This is a genomic window from Streptomyces sp. V4I23, from assembly GCF_030817975.1.
Classification (GTDB): domain Bacteria; phylum Actinomycetota; class Actinomycetes; order Streptomycetales; family Streptomycetaceae; genus Streptomyces.
In genome coordinates, this window is the sequence record NZ_JAUSZW010000004.1 from 43,653 (window position 1) to 63,455 (window position 19,803).

Annotated in this window: 16 protein-coding genes and 1 pseudogene; 8 read left to right on the forward strand and 9 right to left on the reverse strand. The window is 70.7% G+C overall.

Going from position 1 to position 19,803, the window contains the following annotated elements; all coding sequences use genetic code 11:
• Nucleotides 1-239: 239 nt before the first annotated feature.
• The 4 genes from QFZ82_RS02455 to QFZ82_RS02470 all read left to right on the forward strand — a co-directional run bounded on the left by QFZ82_RS02455 (nt 240) and on the right by QFZ82_RS02470 (nt 5,005).
• Nucleotides 240-959 (forward strand): hypothetical protein, encoded by a 720-nt coding sequence (locus tag QFZ82_RS02455; RefSeq protein ID WP_307717595.1) that lies wholly within the window; start codon nt 240-242, stop codon nt 957-959.
• Nucleotides 956-1,693 (forward strand): two-component system response regulator CseB, encoded by a 738-nt coding sequence (gene cseB / locus QFZ82_RS02460; RefSeq protein WP_307711519.1) that lies wholly within the window; start codon nt 956-958, stop codon nt 1,691-1,693. The genes QFZ82_RS02455 and cseB overlap by 4 nt, the downstream gene beginning before the upstream one ends.
• A 1-nt stretch (nt 1,694) precedes the next feature.
• A complete protein-coding gene (locus QFZ82_RS02465; protein ID WP_307711520.1) occupies nt 1,695-2,996 on the forward strand; it encodes a HAMP domain-containing sensor histidine kinase in 1,302 nt (433 codons plus the stop codon).
• A 92-nt stretch (nt 2,997-3,088) separates the two neighbouring features.
• Nucleotides 3,089-5,005, forward strand: coding sequence for a transglycosylase domain-containing protein (locus tag QFZ82_RS02470; protein WP_307711521.1), 1,917 nt, complete (start codon nt 3,089-3,091; stop codon nt 5,003-5,005).
• A gap of 395 nt (nt 5,006-5,400) precedes the next feature.
• Here QFZ82_RS02470 and QFZ82_RS02475 read toward each other — a convergent pair whose 3' ends face one another.
• From QFZ82_RS02475 to QFZ82_RS02490, 4 genes are all read right to left on the reverse strand, one after another.
• Nucleotides 5,401-6,330, reverse strand: a complete 930-nt coding sequence (locus QFZ82_RS02475) for a TauD/TfdA family dioxygenase (RefSeq protein WP_307711522.1) — start codon at nt 6,328-6,330, stop codon at nt 5,401-5,403.
• Between the two features lie 37 nt (nt 6,331-6,367).
• Nucleotides 6,368-7,195, reverse strand: a complete 828-nt coding sequence (locus QFZ82_RS02480; protein WP_307711523.1) for an ABC transporter ATP-binding protein — start codon at nt 7,193-7,195, stop codon at nt 6,368-6,370.
• The gene (locus tag QFZ82_RS02485; protein ID WP_307711524.1) at nt 7,179-8,228 is read right to left on the reverse strand and encodes an ABC transporter substrate-binding protein; all 1,050 of its coding nucleotides are present in this window, start codon (nt 8,226-8,228) and stop codon (nt 7,179-7,181) included. The genes QFZ82_RS02480 and QFZ82_RS02485 overlap by 17 nt, the downstream gene beginning before the upstream one ends.
• Before the next feature lie 67 nt (nt 8,229-8,295).
• Nucleotides 8,296-9,120, reverse strand: a complete 825-nt coding sequence (locus QFZ82_RS02490) for an ABC transporter permease (RefSeq protein WP_373429224.1) — start codon at nt 9,118-9,120, stop codon at nt 8,296-8,298.
• A 779-nt stretch (nt 9,121-9,899) separates the two neighbouring features.
• On the opposite strand from QFZ82_RS02490, the gene QFZ82_RS39645 reads away from it, so the two are divergent.
• The gene (locus QFZ82_RS39645) at nt 9,900-10,070 is read left to right on the forward strand and encodes a DUF6233 domain-containing protein (RefSeq protein ID WP_373429390.1); all 171 of its coding nucleotides are present in this window, start codon (nt 9,900-9,902) and stop codon (nt 10,068-10,070) included.
• 74 nt (nt 10,071-10,144) lie between these two features.
• Here QFZ82_RS39645 and QFZ82_RS02495 read toward each other — a convergent pair whose 3' ends face one another.
• The 5 genes and pseudogenes from QFZ82_RS02495 to QFZ82_RS02515 all read right to left on the reverse strand — a co-directional run bounded on the left by QFZ82_RS02495 (nt 10,145) and on the right by QFZ82_RS02515 (nt 16,544).
• The gene (locus QFZ82_RS02495) at nt 10,145-13,303 is read right to left on the reverse strand and encodes an amidohydrolase family protein (protein WP_307711525.1); all 3,159 of its coding nucleotides are present in this window, start codon (nt 13,301-13,303) and stop codon (nt 10,145-10,147) included.
• A 516-nt stretch (nt 13,304-13,819) separates the two neighbouring features.
• Nucleotides 13,820-14,032: pseudogene (locus QFZ82_RS02500) on the reverse strand (adenylate kinase family protein); the annotation flags it as partial.
• A gap of 219 nt (nt 14,033-14,251) precedes the next feature.
• Nucleotides 14,252-15,115, reverse strand: a complete 864-nt coding sequence (locus QFZ82_RS02505; protein WP_307711526.1) for a 3-hydroxybutyryl-CoA dehydrogenase — start codon at nt 15,113-15,115, stop codon at nt 14,252-14,254.
• Nucleotides 15,116-15,171: 56 nt separating this feature from the next.
• Entirely contained in the window at nt 15,172-15,627 is a 456-nt protein-coding gene (locus QFZ82_RS02510; protein WP_307711527.1) for a Zn-ribbon domain-containing OB-fold protein, read from the reverse strand.
• Nucleotides 15,628-15,812: 185 nt separating this feature from the next.
• Nucleotides 15,813-16,544: a TetR family transcriptional regulator gene (locus QFZ82_RS02515; protein WP_307711528.1), complete on the reverse strand. Its 732-nt coding sequence runs from the start codon at nt 16,542-16,544 to the stop codon at nt 15,813-15,815.
• A 195-nt stretch (nt 16,545-16,739) separates the two neighbouring features.
• Between QFZ82_RS02515 and QFZ82_RS02520 the strand changes: the two genes are divergently transcribed.
• From QFZ82_RS02520 to QFZ82_RS02530, 3 genes are all read left to right on the forward strand, one after another.
• Nucleotides 16,740-17,891 (forward strand): acyl-CoA dehydrogenase family protein, encoded by a 1,152-nt coding sequence (locus QFZ82_RS02520; RefSeq protein WP_307711529.1) that lies wholly within the window; start codon nt 16,740-16,742, stop codon nt 17,889-17,891.
• Between the two features lie 76 nt (nt 17,892-17,967).
• Nucleotides 17,968-18,753 carry an electron transfer flavoprotein subunit beta/FixA family protein gene (locus tag QFZ82_RS02525; protein WP_307711530.1) on the forward strand — a complete coding sequence of 262 codons (786 nt, stop codon included), beginning with the start codon at nt 17,968-17,970 and terminating at the stop codon, nt 18,751-18,753.
• Nucleotides 18,754-18,837: 84 nt separating this feature from the next.
• The gene (locus tag QFZ82_RS02530; protein ID WP_307711531.1) at nt 18,838-19,800 is read left to right on the forward strand and encodes an electron transfer flavoprotein subunit alpha/FixB family protein; all 963 of its coding nucleotides are present in this window, start codon (nt 18,838-18,840) and stop codon (nt 19,798-19,800) included.
• The last annotated feature ends 3 nt before the right edge of the window (nt 19,801-19,803 follow it).

The following is a 19,803-nucleotide window of genomic DNA, read 5'->3' on the forward strand; positions in this document are numbered from 1 at the left end:
CCTGCGCGGGGACTTCGCCCGCGGTTCGTCCCGCCCGTTCACGCCGCCCCCGTCGTCGTACTCCCCCCTCCCGGATATGGCCGGCCCGCTGTGACAGCGGTTCGGCCGGCGAGGGCCGGTGCACGCGCGCACCGTCGACTTGGACGTCGGTGAAGCCGCCGGTCCGGCACGAGGGTTGCCGGGGTCACTCCCGAACCACCGTTCGGGAGCGGGGAACGCACGGTTAGGCTGTGGCGCCTATGCTCCGCTTCCACCGCACCGGTCTCCCCCGCACCGGCCACGCCGCAGCCGTCGTTCTGGCCGCCGTCACGGCCGCGGCGGCGCTGGTGTCCTGCACATCGCACGCGGGAGTGCGGGACGGCGGCCCCGCGCCGACGCTGTCGCCGCCGGTGCGCGCTTCGCCGCTGTGGCCGCAGTACGAGCCGCCCGTGCCGCCGTCGGCGGGTGAGCCCAGTCCCACGTACCGGCAGTACGAGGCCGTGCCCTCGGTCGCCGTGCCCGCTGACGGTCTCCGCGCGGTGTCGGTGCCAGATCTGCTGGACAAGGACCCCAACGTTCCGAATCTGGTCAGGGCCGCGCTGACGGACTGCCCCGGAGCACAGTGCGGGCTGCGCAAGCCGGTGTTCCGCGAGCTGACCGGTGACGGACAGGACGAGCTGGTGGTCGCTTTCGACGAGCCCAATGCCTCGTTGACACTCGTTCAGGTCTACCGGGCGTCGGGCGGCACGGTGCGCCCGATATTGATCGCCTGGGGCCAGCTCGGGATCACCGGCGAGACGTTCGGCCACGATCTGGTGATCACCTCCACCGGCCGGGACGGCCGGTTCACCACGCGCTACCGCTGGAACGGCACGGTGATGGCGGCCGTCGCACCGAACGACGATCCGGCCGGTCCCACGGCAGGGCCCGGTGCGGATTCCGGGCACAGCACAGCTCCAAAGACAAGGACGCCCCGATGACACACCACCGGCTCTCCGCGCCCGGCGCGCCGGCCGAGGCCAGACTGCTGCTCGTCGAGGACGACGAGGTGATCCGCAACACCGTCCGCATGCTGCTCGAACGTTACGGGTTCACCGTGGCGACCGCCGCCGACGGACTGACCGGGCTGGAGATCTTCCGCGAGACCGATCCGGATCTGCTGCTCCTCGATGTCATGCTGCCCGATCTGGACGGCATCGGACTGTGCCGCCGGGTCCGGGAGTTCAGCCTCGCCCCGATCTTGATGATGTCCGCGCGCGGCGACACTCTCGACGTGGTGTCCGGCCTCGAGGCGGGTGCCGACGACTACGTGGTCAAACCGTGCGAGAGCGCTGTCCTCGTCGCCCGGATCCGTTCGCTGCTGCGTCGTGCCTCCTTCTCGCCGGACACGTTCGCCGGGCGGGACGGCACGGCCGGGGACACCGACGGCACCACGGTGACCTTCGGCGATCTGACGATCGACACCCGGGGCATGGAGGTACGGCGTGACGGGCGGACGCTGGCACTGACGCCGACCGAGCTGCGGATGCTGCTCGAGTTCGCCGCCAGTCCCGGTGTGGTACTGGAGCGCCGTACGCTGCTCAGCCGGGTGTGGGACCACGCCTGGCACGGCGACACCCGCGTCGTCGACCTCCATGTGCAGCGGCTGCGGGCCAAGATAGGCGCCGAACGGATCGAGACGGTCCGCGGCTTCGGCTACAAGCTCCGGCGCTGATATGGCTCTGCGCTGGCGGATCGCCGCCCTGGTCGCCGTGGCGATCTGCGCCGTGGCGACCGCCGTCGGTGTGCTGGTGCACCATGCGTCGCGCGACCGGGAGCTGTCGCAGGCGCGGGACGCGGCTCGCACCACGCTCGACCGGGCCGCCGTCATCTACGCCCGCACCGGTTCGGTGCAGGGTTCGGGCGCGGAACTGGACGCGCGAGGGCTGCCCCGCTCCCTGGGCGCGCTGGTCGCACGGGGACACCAGGGCACCGAGTTCACCACGGGCGCGCGCGGTCCGGCGATGTGGGCGGCCCGGCCTGCGGGTGGTCAGGTCCTGTCCGTACGCGTCGACCTGGGCGTGACGATGCGGGATCTCGCCGCACTGGACACGAACATCGTCGTGGCGGGCGTGCTCACCACCGCTGTCGTTCTGCCGCTGGGTGTGCTCAGCGCGGGGCGGATGAGTCGCCGGCTCCGTACGGCGGCGGGTACGGCGCGCCGCATCGCCGACGGCGACCTCGACGCCAGGATCTCCGCGGCGCCGCGCCCGCAGGACGAGATCGCCGAGATCTCAGCGGCCGTGGACACGATGGCCGCGGCGCTCCAGCAGCGGCTGCGGGGAGAACAGCGTTTCACCGCGGACGTGGCGCATGAACTGCGCACGCCGCTCATGGGGTTGGTGACCGCGGCCGAGCTGCTGCCCGAAGGGGAGGCTGCCGGGTATGTGCGCGACCGGGTTCGCGTGCTGGGCTCGTTGGTGGAGGACCTGCTGGAGATATCCCGGCTGGACGCGGGCGCCGAGCGGGCGGATCCGTCCCGCTGCCCGGTCGGTCCGGCGGTGGCGCAGGCGGTGGCCCGGACGGGGCTGGCGGCGACGACCGTCGTCGAGGAGGCGGGGTCCGGTGACGGATCGCAGAGCCATGAGGAGTCCGCGGGCGGGGCGGACGACGACGCTGCTGTCGTGTGGACGGATCCGCGCCGGCTGGAGCGCATCGTCGCCAATCTCGTCGTCAATGCACACCGTCACGGGCGTGCGCCGGTCACCGTCACCGTGGCACGGAATCCGCGGGACGCCTCGGTGACCGTCTGCGTACGCGACCGGGGCGACGGCTTCCCGCAGTCCCTGCTCACGGACGGTCCGCAGCGGTTCCGCACAGGTGCGCGGGAGCGAGGGACCGGGCACGGCCTCGGTCTGACGATCTCCCAGGGCCAGGCCCAGGTGATCGGCGCCGTGCTGTCGTTCGCCAACTGCCCCGGCGGCGGGGCGGTCGCCACACTGCGGCTGCCCGACCGCCCGGCGCCGATACACGACTGATACGGACGGGATGCACGCCCGACGCACAGCCGAGGCCCGGCCGATGCAGGCCTTCCGCCCGACGAAGATCTTGGGCACAGAGGATGGCGCCCATGCGTATCAGGCGGAACCCGTACCGAACCGTGGAGCAGCAATTCCTGGTCCTCGGCAACGACGTTGCGGAGACCGGCGCGCCGCCGGACGGCCCGAGAACGGCTCCGGCGGCCCGGCGGGGCACCTTCCGCCGCGGCGGTACGCGCCCCCGGCCGAGGGCGGGGGCGCGTACGGGGATACGCCGGCTGTTCACCTGGCGACGCCTGCTCGCGGGGGTGGTGACCGTGGGCGCTCTGCTCGTCGGCGGGTTCACGGTGCTGTACTTCGCTATCGACATCCCGAGGGCCAACGATCTGGCGAAGGCCCAGAGCAACGTCTATCTCTACAGCGACGGCACGCGGCTCACGCGTACCGGCGACATCAACCGCGAGTCCGTGCCGATCGACCGGGTGCCGAAGGATGTGCAGCGTGCGTTCGTCGCCGCCGAGAACAGGGACTTCTACAGCGACTCCGGCGTCTCGCTCAGCGGCACCGCACGCGGCATCCTCAACACCGTGGCGGGGCGCGGCAAACAGGGCGGTTCGACGATCACCCAGCAGTATGTGAAGAACTACTACCTGAGCCAGGACCAGACCATCACGCGCAAGGTGAAGGAACTGGTCATCTCCCTGAAGGTCGACCGGCAGACCTCCAAGGACGACATACTCGCCGGCTATCTCAACACCAGTTACTACGGGCGGCTGGCGTACGGAGTGCAGGCCGCGTCACGGGCCTACTACGGCAAGGAGTCCGACGACCTCACCGTCGAGCAGGGGGCGTATCTGGCGGCGCTGCTGCAGGCCCCGAGCCAGTACGACTGGGCCGTAGCCACGCCCGGCGGCAGGCGGCTGGTGGTGGCGCGCTGGAACTACGTCCTGGACAACATGGTGGAGGAAGGCTGGCTGGACCCGGCCCGCCGGCAGAGCATGCGCTTTCCCGTGCCCCTGGACCCGAAGCCGGTACAGGGGCTCGCGGGCCAGAACGGCTATCTGGTCGACGCGGCACGGCGGGAGCTGATGGCCTCGGGCATCAGCGAGCAGGATCTGGCGGGCGGAGGCTGGCGGATCACCCTCAACATCGACCCGGCCCGGCAGCGGGCTCTGGAGAACGCCGTCGCCGCCGGGCTGGACGGCGGCCCGGGTGCCGACGGCTCGGCGTCCGGAGCGGCAGACGGCTCCGACCGGCAGGCGGGGGCGGTGTCGGTGGACCCCAGGAGCGGGCACATCGTGGCCCTATACGGGGGCAGGGACTATCTGAAGCACTACCTCAACAATTCGCTCCGCTCCGACTACCAGGCCGGACCGACGTTCGCCCCGGTCGCCCTGGCGGCCGCCGCCGAGGCCAAGTGGGAGAACAGAGGTCTCGCGGACCCGGCGCAGATCCGCCGGACCGCGACGGACCTGGGCATAAGTCCGCAGGCGAGCGGTTTCGCCGCACCCGGCGCTACGACACTCGGGCTGATGGGCGTCAGCCCACTGGAGATGGCGGGTGTTTACGCCACGCTCTCCCACGACGGGAAGAAGGTCACGCCCTCGATCGTGAAGGCGGCGGAGCGGGCGGGTGAAGCGACACAGCTGCCGCCCTCGGTCGGCGGGCAGGTGGTGCGCCCCGAGACCGCGGGCACAGTCACCGCGTCGTACGGAGAGAAGTCGTCGCTCGGCAACGGCCGGTTCTCCGTCGTGAGCCCCGCACCGGGCGCCCGGCCGGCGCAGACCGTGACCGTCGGCGGTCCCTCGGACGACAGGAAGGCCGACTGGTTCGTGGGCGGCTCCCCCGAACTCGTCACCTCGCTCGCGCTGTTCGGTGAAGACGCGACGTCGCAGAAGCAGGTGACGCTGGACGGCGCCGGTGACGGTGCCGCGGCAAGGATCTGGTCGATGTACACGGCGGGCTCTGCCGACGGCCTGCCCCGTCCCCTGCCGGACACGCTCCCGTAGGGGGCTGTCCGGTGACCGCCGGGCTCTTCCAGGCCGGGCAGACGAGAAACGCCGCCACCAGGATCACCGCTGTCCGTCGCATGACTCCTCCTCTGTCCTCCCGTCCGGCAGGGTAGAGCCACGCACGGACACGGTGGGGGTCGTTGTCGGGGCCGAACGCAAGGGTGACGTGCATACGCCGGTCCTCATCGGTGCAGAGGCCGCAGTCGGCGATGTGAGGCCAACGGCCTCCAGCGCGGCGACGACGGCCAGGAGGTAGGGGGCCGTGCGTGTCCTGTACGTCCGGGTGACTGGCGCCGGCAGGGCGGCAGCCTGTGCCGGTCCAGATGGCGTCGGCCCGGTCCTCGAGCTGTCCGATTCCCGGCAGGAAATTGTGGTGGCCGATCAGCCGATCGTCAGGCGGGCGCGGAGCCGGCCGCGTTGTGGTCCAGCACGGTCTCGCGTGAACGGGCGGGCCCCCATGGCTCGTCGCCGCGCAGGGTGACGCGGTGCATGATCCGCCGGAAGTCGCCGTAGTCGCGGTTGGCGTAGTGGGCCGTGGACCGGTTGTCCCACAGAGCGACATCGCCCTCGCGCCAGCGGTGCCGCACCAGGTGCTCGGGCTTGGTGATGTGTGCGTAGAACACGTCGAGGATGTGTCTGCTCTCGGCGGCGGAGACGCCGACGATGTGGGAGGTGAAGCCCGGGTTCACGAACAGGGACCTGCGTCCGGTCTCGGGGTGCACCCGAACGACGGGGTGTTCCACCGGTTCGAGGGCGTTGTAGCGTTCGCCGTCCCACTCGTTGCCGACCCCACCGCGCTGCTGGGCGAGGTAGTAGCCGAACTCGCGGGTCCCGTCGTGCACCGCGATCAACTGGTCGGCGAGCTGCTTGAACGGCTCGGACAGCGACTCGTAGGCCAGCTCCAGGTCCGCCCAGTTCGTGTCGCCCCCGGCCGCCGGGACCTGTACGGCCCGCAGGATCGAGCCCAGCGGCGGCCGCCTGACGAAGGTCACGTCGGTGTGCCAGACATCGGCGAATCCGTTGTCGGCGGCGTCGAGTGCGTAGATTTCCGGGTGCGCTTCGTCGACACCCGGTACGACCGGATGGGAGGCGGTCAGCTCGCCGAGGCGCCGGCCGAGCGCGACCTGGATGTCGGGATCGAGCCGCTGGTCGGCCAGGAAGAGCACCTTGTGCTCGACCAGTGCCGCGCGCAGCGCGCGCAGTTGCTCGTCGGTGGCCGATGCCAGATCGAGGCCGTGGACGTCGGCGCCGATGCGCGGGCCGAGCGGTTCGATGCCCGGCAGCGCCTTCTTGGAGGCGACCGATGTGTCGAGGACTGTCATCGCCGTATGCCTTTCGAGGGATGTTGTGTGGGGTGCGTCAGGTCGTGGGCTGCGCGGCGGCCGCTCGGACGGCGTGGCCGATCCGCTTGCGGCAGGCGGCGTACTCGGGCAGGCCCCTGAGCTCATCGGGGTCGCGACCGGCGCGCGGCAGGTCGATGGGCAGGTCGAGGACGATGCGGCCCGGCCGGGCACTGAGAACGACCGTGCGGCTGGCGAGGAAGACCGCCTCGTCCACACTGTGCGTGACGAGGACGACGGTGGTGCCGGTACCTGCGGTCACCTGCCGCAGATCTTCCTGCAGTCGCTCGCGGGTCAGCGAGTCGAGGGCGGCAAAGGGCTCGTCGAGCAGCAGCAGCGGGGTGTCGACGGCGAGCGCCCGGGCGATGGCCACCCGCTGTTGCTGCCCGCCGGAGATCTCCCAGGTGCGCCGGTCGCCGGTCTGTGCCAAGCCGACGCGCTGGAGCAGCGCCTCCGCCCGGTCCCGGTGCTCGGCCCGCGGGACGCCCGCGTAGCGCAGGGCCGACTCGACGTTGCCTCGCACCGTGCGCCACGGGAACAGCCGCGGCTGCTGGAAGACAACTCCAGCCTGCCGCCCCGGCCTCGGGGGCTGCCCGGCGACCGTGATCGTGCCGTCCGTCGGCTGCTCGAAGCCGGCGATCAGGCGCAGCAGCGTGCTCTTCCCGCAGCCCGACGGTCCGACCAGGACGAGGAACCCCCCGTCCGGGATCCGCAGGGTCAGCGGCCCGAGGGCCGGCACACCGGCCGCGCCACCGTAGGTGTGGATGACGTTGTGGACCGCCACGTGCGCCGGTTCGGACGGAGCCGGCGGCCGGGCGCCGGGCGCGGTGTCAGGAACCGACGGCATCGCTCAACCCCTCCGCGTACACGGCCTTCTCCAGCGTGGCCGGCTCCGGGACAGCGCCGATCTGCTTCTGGGAGTGCAGGAACTCCGCGGCGTCGTGGAGGTTTCCGGCCAGTTCTCCGACATTGCCGGGGGTGCCGATCCACCGAGGACCGGCGAGCTCTGCGGGGCGCAGGAACTCGCCCTGCGCGAGCTGCTCGGCGGCCTGCGCCTTCGGTATGCCCAGCTGGCGGCCCACCGCGGCGGCGGCTTCGTCGGGCCGCTCGGTGATGAGGTCCAGGGCACGCGCCTGCGCCTTGCGCCAGGCGGCGAGGACGTCGGGATGCTTGTCGATGAAGGCGTTGGACGCCACCCCGAGGTCGAGGGTGGGCTTGCCCGCCTTGGCCAGCTCGCGGCTGGTGGTCAGGGTGGTCCCGCTCTTTTGAAGGTCCTTGAGGGTGGGCAGCCAGATGTACGCCCCGTCGATGTCGCCCCGCGTCCAGGCGGCGAGGATGTCCTGCGGCTCGAGATCGACGATGTCGACCTCCCCCGGGTTCAGGCCGGCCCGCTTCAGGGCGGCGAGCAGGCTGTAGTGGGACGTGGAGCCGAAGGGAGTGGCGATCTTCTTGCCGGCGAGGTCCTTCACCGAGGTGATCCTGGTGTCCTTGCGGACGACCAGGGCTTCGTTGTCGCCGGCGACGTCGAGCACCCAGGTCACCTTGTAGGGGATGTTCAGCGGGGCGGACAGACCCCGGGCCACCGGGCTGGAGCCGATCGCGGCGATGTCCACGCTCTCGGCGAGGAAGGCGGTGTTGATGCTCGCGCCGGAGTCGAACTTGGTCCAGTCGATGCGGTACCCCGGCAGCGCCTTCTCCAGCCAGCGCTGGTCCTTGACGATCAGATCGCCGCTGGGGAACGCCTGGTAGGCGATGCGGACGGTGTCCTTGCCGCCGCCCGAGGCGTCGTCACCGGCGGTCGAGCCACCGCCGCACGCGGTGGTCAGCCAGGTCAGTGAGAGAAGGGCGGCAAGCGCGACGGTCTGTCGTGCACGTGACATCCGGGACATGGATCTTCCTTGTCTTCACAGGGGTATCGGGGATGGAGGGAAATTCAGTGACGGTGCGTCAGGCGCGTCCGCGCCAGGGGACGAGGCGGCGCTCCGCCGTGCGCAGCAGGCCGTCGATGAGCAGCCCGGACAGGCCGATGGCGAACAGGCCCAGGATCACCACGTCGCTCTGGTTGTAGCGCTGCGCGTCGCGGACCATGCCGCCGATGCCGGGGAGGCCGTTGATGGTCTCGGCGGCGACGACCGAGGAGTACGCGATACCGACCGCGAGCCGCACACCGGTCAGGACCTCGGGCAACGCCGCCGGCAAGGTCACGGCCCACGTCACCTGCGCCCGCCGCGCGCCGAGCGCCTGCGCGGCCTCCACCAGCGCGGCCGGAGCCCCTGCCACGGCGGTGGCGGTGGCCACCGCCACCGGAGGCAGGGCGGCGAGCGCGAGCAGCCAGATCTTCGGCTGCTCCTCGAAGCCGAACCAGATGACGAGCAGGCTGTAGTAGGCGAGCGGGGGCAGCGTCCGCACGAAGGTCACCCAGGGCTCGACCACCACGCGCAGCCAGGTCACGGTACCCAGCAGCAGGCCGAGCCCGAGCCCCGCCGAGACGCCGATGAGCGAACCGACCAGGATGCGCCGCAGGCTGACGCCCAGATGCTCGATCAGGTAATGGCCCTGGTAACCGCGTACGCCGTCGTGGGTCGTGGAGGTCTCCACCAGCGCGCGCGCCACGTCCGCGGGTGGCGGCACGAGCGCACGCGGCCAGTTCCCCACCGCGACCGCCAGTTGCCACAGCGCGAAAAGCACCAGCAGGGCGATCAGCCGGACGCCTGCGCGCCGCAGTCGCGCCCGCAGCGTCCGGGTGCGTCCGCGGGCCGGGGGGCGGCCCACGGGGGCATCGGACCGGGCGGGGGCGTCAGGGTGGTCGGGCTCCGGCGCTGCGTCTTCGGTGCCCGCGGGCGCGGAGTCCGCGGTCGGGCCGGGCGGGGTGGCGGAGGGTGGGGAGGATGACGTGGCGGGCATGCGAAATCTCCGGGAGGATCACGTAGCGGGCGCACGAACGGCGCCTGGCCTGCGGCGGAGGGACGGCTGTGAACGCGGCCGACGGCGGCACAGGCCGTGCGGGGGCGCGCGGAAAGGGGTGCGGGGCGGCCGGGTGAGCACGGCGCGAAACCTGTCGTGAATCGACAAGGGGCCACGTTCGCCGTGGCCGGATTCACCTGTCAGGCCCTGGTGGGGCGTGGATCAGCGTTTGGGGCGATCGAGCGGTGACCAGGGGGCGGCGGCGCCGGCAGCCCTATCGACAGAACCCGTCGAACGCGTGCATGCGGCGTCCTGGCCAGAAGGCCTCGAGGAGGGTTGCCGCGATCATCATGGGAGAGATCATGACCGTCACCCCGGCGTGGCGCAAACCATGTTCACCATGTGGATGTCCCGATGGCCGCAAGGACACGAGGACGTGTCCGGCCGGTCGCGCGACTGTTCTGGCCCGGCTCCTCCGTCGCGGCGTGCCGAGTGCCCTTGCCGCGCGACGATGCACAAGACCGTCGATCTGAGTGTTGACGGTCTGATGATCCCCCACCGGGTACGGGAGCGGATCACCGCTGTCGAGCAGCGGAAGGTCGAACAGCAGCGCGCCGCCGCTCACTCCCCCGGACTGAGTCCTCGAGATCGGCATCGGCCGCGATCACCTGCCCGTGTACGTGCACGTCGGCGGCTGCCACATGACAGGCGGGCGCAGCAAATGCGTGCCGCGGCAGACAACGGGGCGGGCCCTTGCCGAGGGTGGGGAGGAGGCCTGCCCGCCCTGCCGTTGCCGCAGGAGCGGCGGCGGGCGGTGACCGCCCGGCCGGACCGTGGTCCGGCCGGGCGGCGCGGCCGGCACCGAGTTTGGCGCCGGCCGGTGGCCGAGATCTCACCCGCTGCAGCAGGCGTGCCGTGCCTCCTCGACGTACTCGTGCCCGTGCCACCAGAAGGGGCGGTTGGCCGGGTGGTCGGGGACGGGAGCCAGCACGGCGTTGGCCCTCCGCTTCCCTGAGGCGGCATCAGACGTGCGGTCGAACGGCCGCATCAGCGAGTCGACGGTGTGCGCGACCCCCGACACCAGCACCTGTTCGACGTTGGCGGCGTCCTTGATGTCGGCGAAGGGATCCCCGTTGATCACGGCGAGGTCGGCGTACATCCCGGGTTCGATCCTGCCCAGGTCCTCGCCCAGGGTTCTCCCCGCCAGGCTGGTCGCGGTCACCAGCGCTTCGTACGAGGTGAAACCGTAGGCGACCATTGCCCGCAGGTTCATGTGCAGGCTGACCGCTGCGTGGTCGATCGGCGCGTCGGTGCCGAGGACGATCCGGCCGCCTCTCCGGAAGATCTGCAGCGCCTGCCGGACCTGTGCCCGGAGGTTCTCGCGGCGCGCCGTCTGGTCGGTCCCGACGGCGGCATCCGCGGCGGCCCGCAGCGCAGACATCCGCCACGGCGGATTGAGTGTCTGCACGCGGTGGTCCTCGACCAGGGACCTGTCCTCCCGGTACAGGGTCGTCGAGCCGAAGAGGGTCGGTGTCCGGGCCATGTCCGAGGCCACGAACAGGTCCGTGACGTCGCCGTACGCCGTGCCGAGCGGCGTCACGGTGCGCGAGTAGCCGAATCGGTTCGTGGCGCCCGTGTGTTCCATCGCGTCGCCGCCGAAAGCGGCGGCGGGATAGTGGTAGTGCGAGGTGACCGGGATCCCGATGCCGTGCGCGAAGGCGGCGACCTGTTTGTGCCACACCACCGGCAGGCGGACGTAGCACTTCACGAGGTCGTACTCGAGGCTCTTCGCGCGTTCCAGCTCGAGCTTCAGCTGTGCGTCGGTGAAGGTGGGGCGCATGAAGTTGTAGTAGATCCGGGGGCCGTCGACGGCCTCGCCCGTCGCGAAGTACCTCGGTGCGATCCGGGCGCCGGACCGGGTGGACTCGCGCTCCTCGACCATGTGGTAGGCGGGGCTTCCCGGAGACCTCGTGGTCGTCACCCCGAGCGAGAGCCAGAGCCGGCCCTGCCGGTCGCCGTAGGCGTAGCCCTGCATCTCCCGGTGGTGGTGCATGTCGATGAGCCCGGGCATCACCAGCCGCTCACGCGCGTCGACGAGTCGGCCCGCCCGGCCCGCGGCGTGCGGTTCGACCGCCGTGATCCTGTGCCCTTCGACGACGATGTCCACGTCGCGCCGGATCTCCTCGCGGACGCCGTCCCACATCCGGCCCGCGTGGATCACGGTGCGCGCGGGCGGTACGACGTTGGTCCAGGTGAGCGGTACGGCCACGGTGCGCGGAGGTCCGCCGTTCGCCGGCACGAGGCGCAGCCGGCCGTTGTTGAGGTAGAGGAGCTGCTTCGAGTCTGCGCTCCATGACGGGGCGTCGCTCACCTCGTCGGTGATCTGCCGGGGTTCGCCGGTGGGCGTTCCGTCCTCGGTGACGTCCACGGTGTACAGGACGCTCGCGACGGCGAAGGCCATCCGGGTCCCGTCGGGTGACCAGACCGGTCCGTCGTCCCCCCGTGTCTGGATCGAGCGGCCGGGCACGGCCTCGACGTATCTGCCCTGCCCCGTGGTCCGGTTGACCAGGAGGATCTGGCTGAGTCCTTCGCGGAATCTCGCCGAGTACGGCTTCACCGCGGCGAGGGCGATCGTTTCGCCGTCGGGCGACCAGGTCGGCCTGCCCGGCTCGAAGGTCGCGGTGAAGATCTGCCGTACGTCGCCGCTCGCCACGTCGACGGTCCACAGGGCGCCGTCCTGGTCCAGGAAGGCGATCTCCTTCCCGCTGGGCGACCAGGCCGGTGACAGCGCTGCCCTGGTTCCGAGGTCGGTCAGTTGCCGGTCCTGCCCCGATTCCAAGTCCCTGATCCAGATGTCGAGCGTCCCGCCCCGGTCGGTCGAGTAGGCCAGGCGCCTGCCGTCGGGCGACCATGCGGGATCGCACTTCCACCAGTGGTCCTTGGTGAGGGCCTGCGGCGCACGGCCGATCCTCATGACGTAGATGTCGTTGAGCGCGCGGAACGCGACGCGCTCACCGTCGGGCGAGAGCACCGGGCTTCCGATCCCGCGCACCGGCTGAGGCCGCGTGCTTTCGAAGTCCGTCCGGCGTCTGGCGTACTGCGCCGCTCTGGTGGTGACGGCGGCCGAGAAGCCGACGGTCTTCGTGCCCGGGGCGGTGAGCGACCGCACGTGGATCTCGCCGTTCGCGGTGTAGAGGAAACGCTCGTGGTCGAGCCACGAGACGCGGAAGGGGAATGTCTCCTCGTCGTCCACGAGCGGGCCCTTCGACATCATGAGGTCGCACCGGCCGTCGTGCGTCAGATGGTGGACCACGTCGGCCCCGTCGGGGGTCCACTCCGGCTGGTGGATCACCTGGCCGGCGGGCACGGTGAGGCGGGTGCTGCGCGCTCCGGTCGCGCGGTCCACGACGTCGATGCGCGTGTTGCCCACCACGAAGGCCACCTGGCCGCCGTCCGGGGACCACGCCGGCTCGTACTCCTCGCCCGGGCCGTCGACGAGCACGTCGACGCGTCCGCTGCCGACCTCGTACTCATGGATCGCGTAGCTGCCCGTCGCGTCGCCCGAGAACAGGATCGTGCGCCCGTCCGGCGACCAGCGCGGCTCCCGGTGGTCGAAGGGGCCCGTGGTCAGCTGCCGCAGCCTGCTGCCGTCGCGCCGTACCGTCCAGAGGTTGAAGACGCCGTCGCGGTAGGACTGGAAGACCAACTGGCTGCTGTCCGGGGACCAGTCGGGCTGAGCGATGTCGAACAGGTCACTGGTCAGCCGCCGCGCCTGTCCGCCCGAGGCCGGCAGCACCCACAGCACGCCCAGCAGGTCCATGGCGATCCACCGGCCGTCCGGAGAGAGCCGCGCCCCGAACGTGGTACCCGCACCCAGCCGCAGCTCGCCGCCGCTGCCGGTCCGGGGAACAGCCGCGCCGGCGCTCCGGCCGGCGAACGACGTCATCACCGCGGCGGCCCCGGCGCCTGCCAGGAATCTGCGGCGGGTGACCGGGGCCGGCCGCCGGCCGGCCTCGGCATCAACCGGTGATTTCGCGGAATTCGCTTCCACAGCACATCCCTTCAGCTCACACGGCAGGACGCCCGGCAGTGCGACGCCCGTTGCATGAGTTGCCTGCCGCGCCCCGATGGTTTACCCGGGCAGCGGCTGCCGCTGCCGAGCGCCACGTGGCACTGCCGGCGGTCGACGAGGCGACCGAGTGCGCCGACGGTGTCGGCTCGCGCGACAGGCCGGATCAGGCAGAGTGGCGGCCAACTCCGGGGCCCGGCTCGTGCGACGAGGTCAAGAGGCCGCCCGTCGGGCGTTCGCCACGTCCAGCGCCGTCCAGGCCATCGCCGTGGCACCGTCCAGAAGTGTGCCCGGTGCCGATGCGTGGGCCCGGCCCCGGTGGCTCACACCGGAAGCCGGGCGGTCGCACACGTCCTGCCTGCCCGATTACCGGGTCGCTGTGTGCCGTACGCGTCGATGACGGTCTGGGTGGGCTGCGCGTCGCGGCGCACGGCGGCGTTGCCGATCCGGTTCGACCGGGCTCGACGAGGCGGTCGGCCGTCATGCCGTCGTGACCTCGCGGTCGGCCGTCACGGCCGTCGTGACCTCATCGGGTACCAGGTCGCCGGAGTCCATGTACTGCTCGGCCTGGCGGCCCAGGGCGGTGTCCGCGCCGACGTGGGCACGGAACAGATCACCGGTGGAGATCGCCGGAACGGACAGGCGCTCGGCGAGGAAGCGGGCCTGCGTGCCCTTGCCCGCTCCGGGCGGGCCTATGAGGACGATGCGCACAGGGCCGGTCTCCCAGTTGTGTCCGGGCCGGGGTGCGGCGGCTCGGGGACCGCGCCCACGTCAGCCGGACACGCTCAGTCATCACCGCAGGCAGCGGGCAGCTGCCGGACGATCAGAGGCCGTATGAAATCCAATGCCCACCCCCGGAGTTCCACCTCATCGCACTCGCTCGCTCCCCGAAGCTGCAGTGACCGCACAGCCTCTCCCGGGCAGAGGGTGTCAGCCGTCGTAGATGTAGAAACCCCGGCCGGTCTTGCGGCCGAGCGTGCCCGCGGCGACCATGCGGCGCAGCAGCGGAGGCGGTGCGTACAGCGGCTCCTTGAATTCCTCGTACATCGACTCCGCAACGGACTGGGCGGTGTCCAGGCCGATGAGATCGAGCAGACGCAGGGGGCCCATGGGGTGGGCGCAGCCGAGGACCATGCCGCTGTCGATGTCCTCGGCGGAGGCAGTGCCGGACTCGAGCATCCGGACGGCGGAGATCAGATAGGGAACCAGGAGCGCGTTGACGACGAAGCCGGAGCGGTCGCGGGCACGGATCGCGGTCTTGCCCAGCCGGGTGGTGACGAAGGCGGTGGCGCGTTCGACGACGTCGTCGGAGGTGAGCTGGGTGGGAATGATCTCGACGAGCTTCTGCACCGGGACCGGGTTGAAGAAGTGGACGCCGACGACGTGGTCCGGGCGCTCGGTGAGCGCCGCGAGTTCCATGATGGGGATGGACGAGGTGTTGGAGGCGATGATCGCCTCCGGGGACTCGAGGACCTTGTCGAGGGTGGTGAGGGTGGCGGTCTTCACCTCGAGCTGTTCGGCCACGGCCTCGATGACCAGGCGGCGGTCGGTGAAGTCGCCGAGGTCACTGGTGAAGGTGAGCCGGGACAGTGCGGTGTCCCGGTCGTCCTCGGAGAGCTTGCCGCTGCGGACGCCACGGTCGAGCGAGGCGGTGACGCGGGCCTTGCCGGCTGCTGCCGCCTCGGCGTTGATCTCGCCGACGAGGACGTCGAGACCCGCACGGGCGCAGACCTCGGCGATTCCCGAGCCCATCAGGCCACAGCCGACGACCCCTACTTTGCTGATCTCACCCATCGCGTGGGCAGTCCTCTCTCGGAAGCTCGGCGGCCGAAAGCCGTAGGCCACGGTGCCTATCGGCCATTGGCGCGCGAGAAGTCACAAGGCTGGAAGGCGAGTTCCTGCGGGTGGGAGGCGTCCACCGTCAGGCGCACCAGCGTTCCGACGCGTACGTTCTCCGGTGGTACACCGATGATCCTCGAGCGCAGCCGGAATCCCTCGCTCATCTCGATGATGGCGAGCGCGCGCGGGGCGCCGGTGCTTCGGCCGACGACGGTGATGTGCCGGACGACGCCCATGCCGCCACTGGGCTCCCAGGGCATATCGGTGGAGGCGCAGATGGGGCACAGCAGGCGTCGGAAGACTGCGGTACGGCACCAGCTGCAACGCTGGAAGTACAGCTCTCCGTCCCGCAGCCCGTCCGGGTGCTCCTGGACGGGGTGGTCCGAGTCCGTGGGCGGGACGGCGCTCGCAACGCCATCCCGTTCGACGGGGTCGCTGTCGGTGGTCTCGATCGCTGCATGGAACACGATGTCATCTCCCTGCACGCAGCCGGAGGAGTGCGAAGCGTTCCGTGGGAGGTGAGGGTTCACCTCTTCACGGCTGTGGCGCGCCGGCATCGCCATGGCGGCCGTGCGCTACCGAAAGAGTATGACACTGAGTGCCACCTGTAAAGGCACTGAGTTCCCTGATGGGGGATGGATGGGCTCCGGGGTCAGCTCCCGTCGAGGGTGGCCTCGATCTCGCGGACCACGCGCCACATCGGCGTCCGGCGCTTGGCGATCAGGACCACGACATCGTCCGGCTCTCGCGTGCCCACGCCGGGGGCTTCCCCTTCCAGGCCCCAGGAGTTCTGTACGTACTCGAGGGCGTGGTCCATGCGGGCCGCGACGTCCCCCTGGCCACCGGAGCGGAGCCAGGACCGGAGCGCGTTGTTGTGAGCCGCCACCACCGAGGCCGCGATCACATCGGCGCGCAGGGTTCCGTCGGACCAGCCGACGTAGCGTCGGCGCAGGTAGTCGGCGAGCGTGCGCTCGTAGCGCCAGACCACGGACAGCTCGTGGTTGCGCAGTCCCGGAACGCTCTTGGTCAGACGGTATCGCTGCACCGAGAAGGAGGGGTTGGCGGCGTACATCCGCAGCACCAGGCGAGCGGCGTCGCAGACCCGTGCCACGGGCTCCTCCTCGCCGTTGTCCTGCTGCAGGAACGCCGTCATCTCGGCGAGACAGCGCTCGTGGTCGGGGAAGACCACGTCCTCCTTGGAGGGGAAGTAACGGAAGAAGGACCGCCTTCCCACCCCGGCGAGCCGGACGATGTCATCGATCGTGGTCTGCTCGAACCCGCGCTCCAGGAACAGCTCGAAGGCCGCCGCGATCAGGGCGTCCCGCATCGAAGGCTTGGCAGAGCCGTTGCCGGCGTCGCCGCCGCGTCCCCGTCCCTCACTCATGCGAGGAACATAACACCGGCCCGAGTCGTGTCCGGCGGGGGCGAGCCCCGCTGTGCGCGGGCGGCAAGGACGAGGACTGGATTCATGGCACTGAGTGTGCATACTGGAGGGTACTGAGTGCCATCATCGCCATCTCGTACGTCACTTCGCGCTCCGGGCCGGGGACCGGCCGGAGCAGACTGGGGTATCCCTGCCATGAGCCAGGACTTCGATCTGTACCGCCCGTCCGAAGAGCACGACATGCTCCGCGAAACGGTCCGCTCCCTCGCCGAGGCGAAGATCGAGCCGTTCGCCGCCGCGGTCGACGAGGAGGCGCGCTTCCCGCAGGAGGCGCTCGACGCGCTCGTCGCCTCCGACCTGCACGCCGTGCACGTGCCGGAGACGTACGGCGGCGCGGGTGCCGACGCGCTCGCCACGGTCATCGTGATCGAGGAGGTCGCCCGGGCCTGCGCGTCCTCGTCCCTGATTCCCGCGGTGAACAAGCTGGGCTCGCTGCCGGTGATCCTCTCCGGCTCCGAGGAGCTGAAGAAGAAGTACCTGGGCCCGCTCGCCAAGGGCGACGCGATGTTCTCCTACTGCCTCTCCGAGCCGGACGCGGGCTCGGACGCGGCCGGCATGAAGACCAAGGCGGTGCGCGACGGCGACTTCTACGTCCTGAGCGGCGTGAAGCGCTGGATCACCAACGCCGGTGTCTCCGAGTACTACACGGTCATGGCCGTCACGGACCCTTCGATGCGTTCCAAGGGCATCTCCGCCTTCGTCGTCGAGAAGTCCGACCCGGGCGTCTCCTTCGGCGCGCCGGAGAAGAAGCTCGGCATCAAGGGCTCGCCGACGCGCGAGGTCTACCTCGACAACGTCCGCATTCCCGCGGACCGCATGATCGGCGCGGAGGGCACGGGCTTCGCGACGGCGATGAAGACCCTGGACCACACCCGCATCACGATCGCGGCGCAGGCTCTCGGCATCGCGCAGGGCGCGCTCGACTACGCCAAGGGCTACGTCAAGGAGCGCAAGCAGTTCAGCAAGCCGATCGCGGACTTCCAGGGCATCCAGTTCATGCTCGCGGACATGGCGATGAAGATCGAGGCCGCCCGTCAGCTGACCTACGCGGCCGCCGCCAAGTCCGAGCGCGGCGACGCCGATCTGACCTTCCAGGGCGCGGCGGCGAAGTGCTTCGCCTCCGACGTGGCGATGGAGGTCACCACGGACGCGGTCCAGCTGCTCGGCGGCTACGGCTACACCCGTGACTACCCCGTCGAGCGCATGATGCGCGACGCCAAGATCACGCAGATCTACGAGGGCACGAACCAGGTCCAGCGCATCGTCATGGCCAGGAACCTCCCGTAGGACTCCAGAACCGGCTGCGCGGTGCGGCCTCCTGCACCGGCGTGGAGAAGAACCGATCACTGCGAAGGGACACCCAGTGAGCTTGAGGATCGTTGTCTGTGTGAAGTACGTGCCCGACGCCACCGGCGACCGGCACTTCGCCGATGACCTGACCGTCGACCGCGACGACGTCGACGGCCTGCTGTCGGAGCTGGATGAGTACGCGGTGGAGCAGGCGCTGCAGATCGCGGAAGAGGCCGACGACGCCGAGGTCACCGTGCTGACCGTCGGTCCGGAGGACGCCAAGGACGCGCTGCGCAAGGCGCTGTCCATGGGCGCCGACAAGGCGATCCACGTCGAGGACGACGATCTGCACGGCACCGACGTGATGGGCACCTCGCTGGTGCTGGCCAAGGCGATCGAGAAGGCCGGCTACGACCTGGTCATCGCCGGTATGGCCTCCACCGACGGCACGATGGGTGTCGTTCCGGCGCTGCTGGCCGAGCGTCTGGGCGTCCCGCAGGTGACTCTGCTCTCCGAGGTCTCGGTGGAGGACGGCACTGTGAAGGGCCGTCGTGACGGCGACACCGCCTCCGAGCAGCTGGAGGCGTCGCTGCCGGCCGTCGTGTCGGTGACGGACCAGTCGGGCGAGGCGCGTTACCCGTCCTTCAAGGGCATCATGGCCGCGAAGAAGAAGCCGGTGGAGTCCTGGGACCTGGAGGACCTGGAGATCGACGCCGACGAGGTCGGTCTCGAGGGTGCCTGGACCAAGGTCGACTCGGCCGCGGAGCGTCCGGCCCGTACCGCGGGCACGATCGTCAAGGACGAGGGCGAGGGCGGCAAGCAGCTCGCGGCCTTCCTCGCGGAGCGCAAATTCGTATGAACAGCCTCGCGAGCCAGAAGTTCATCTAAGGCTTCGGCCACCACCCCCCCCTTCATACTTCGCAAGCAGGAGAGAAGAAGTCCCATGGCTGAAGTTCTCGTCTACGTCGACCACGTGGACGGTGCCGTCCGCAAGCCCACCCTGGAGCTGCTGACCCTGGCCCGCCGTATCGGTGAGCCCGTCGCCGTCGCGCTCGGCTCCGGTGCCGAGAACACCGCCGCCGCGCTCGCCGAGCACGGCGCGGTGAAGGTGCTGACCGCCGACGCTCCCGAGTTCACCGAGTACCTCGTGGTGCCGAAGGTGGACGCGCTGCAGGCCGCGTACGAGGCCGTTTCCCCGGCCGCCGTGCTGGTCCCCTCCTCCGCCGAGGGCAAGGAGATCGCGGCCCGTCTCGCGGTCCGGATCGGGTCGGGCATCATCACCGACGCCGTCGACCTGGAGGCCGGCGCCGAGGGCCCGGTCGCGACCCAGTCGGCGTTCGCCGCCTCCTTCACCACCAAGTCCCGTGTCTCGAAGGGCACGCCGGTCATCACGGTCAAGCCCAACAGCGCGGCCGTGGAGGCCGCCCCGGCCGCCGGCACCGTCGAGGCTCTGTCGGTGTCGTTCTCCGAGAAGGCGACCGGCACCCAGGTCACCGCGCGCACCCCGCGTGAGTCGACCGGCCGCCCGGAGCTGACCGAGGCCGCGATCGTGGTCTCCGGTGGCCGTGGTGTCAACGGCGCGGAGAACTTCGCGATCATCGAGGCGCTGGCCGACTCGCTCGGCGCGGCCGTCGGCGCCTCGCGTGCCGCGGTCGACGCCGGCTGGTACCCGCACACCAACCAGGTCGGCCAGACCGGCAAGTCGGTGTCCCCGCAGCTGTACATCGCCTCCGGCATCTCCGGCGCGATCCAGCACCGCGCCGGCATGCAGACCTCGAAGACCATCGTGGCCATCAACAAGGACGCCGAGGCCCCGATCTTCGACCTGGTCGACTACGGCGTGGTCGGCGACCTGTTCGACGTCGTCCCGCAGCTCACCGACGAGGTCAAGTCCCGCAAGGGCTGAGTC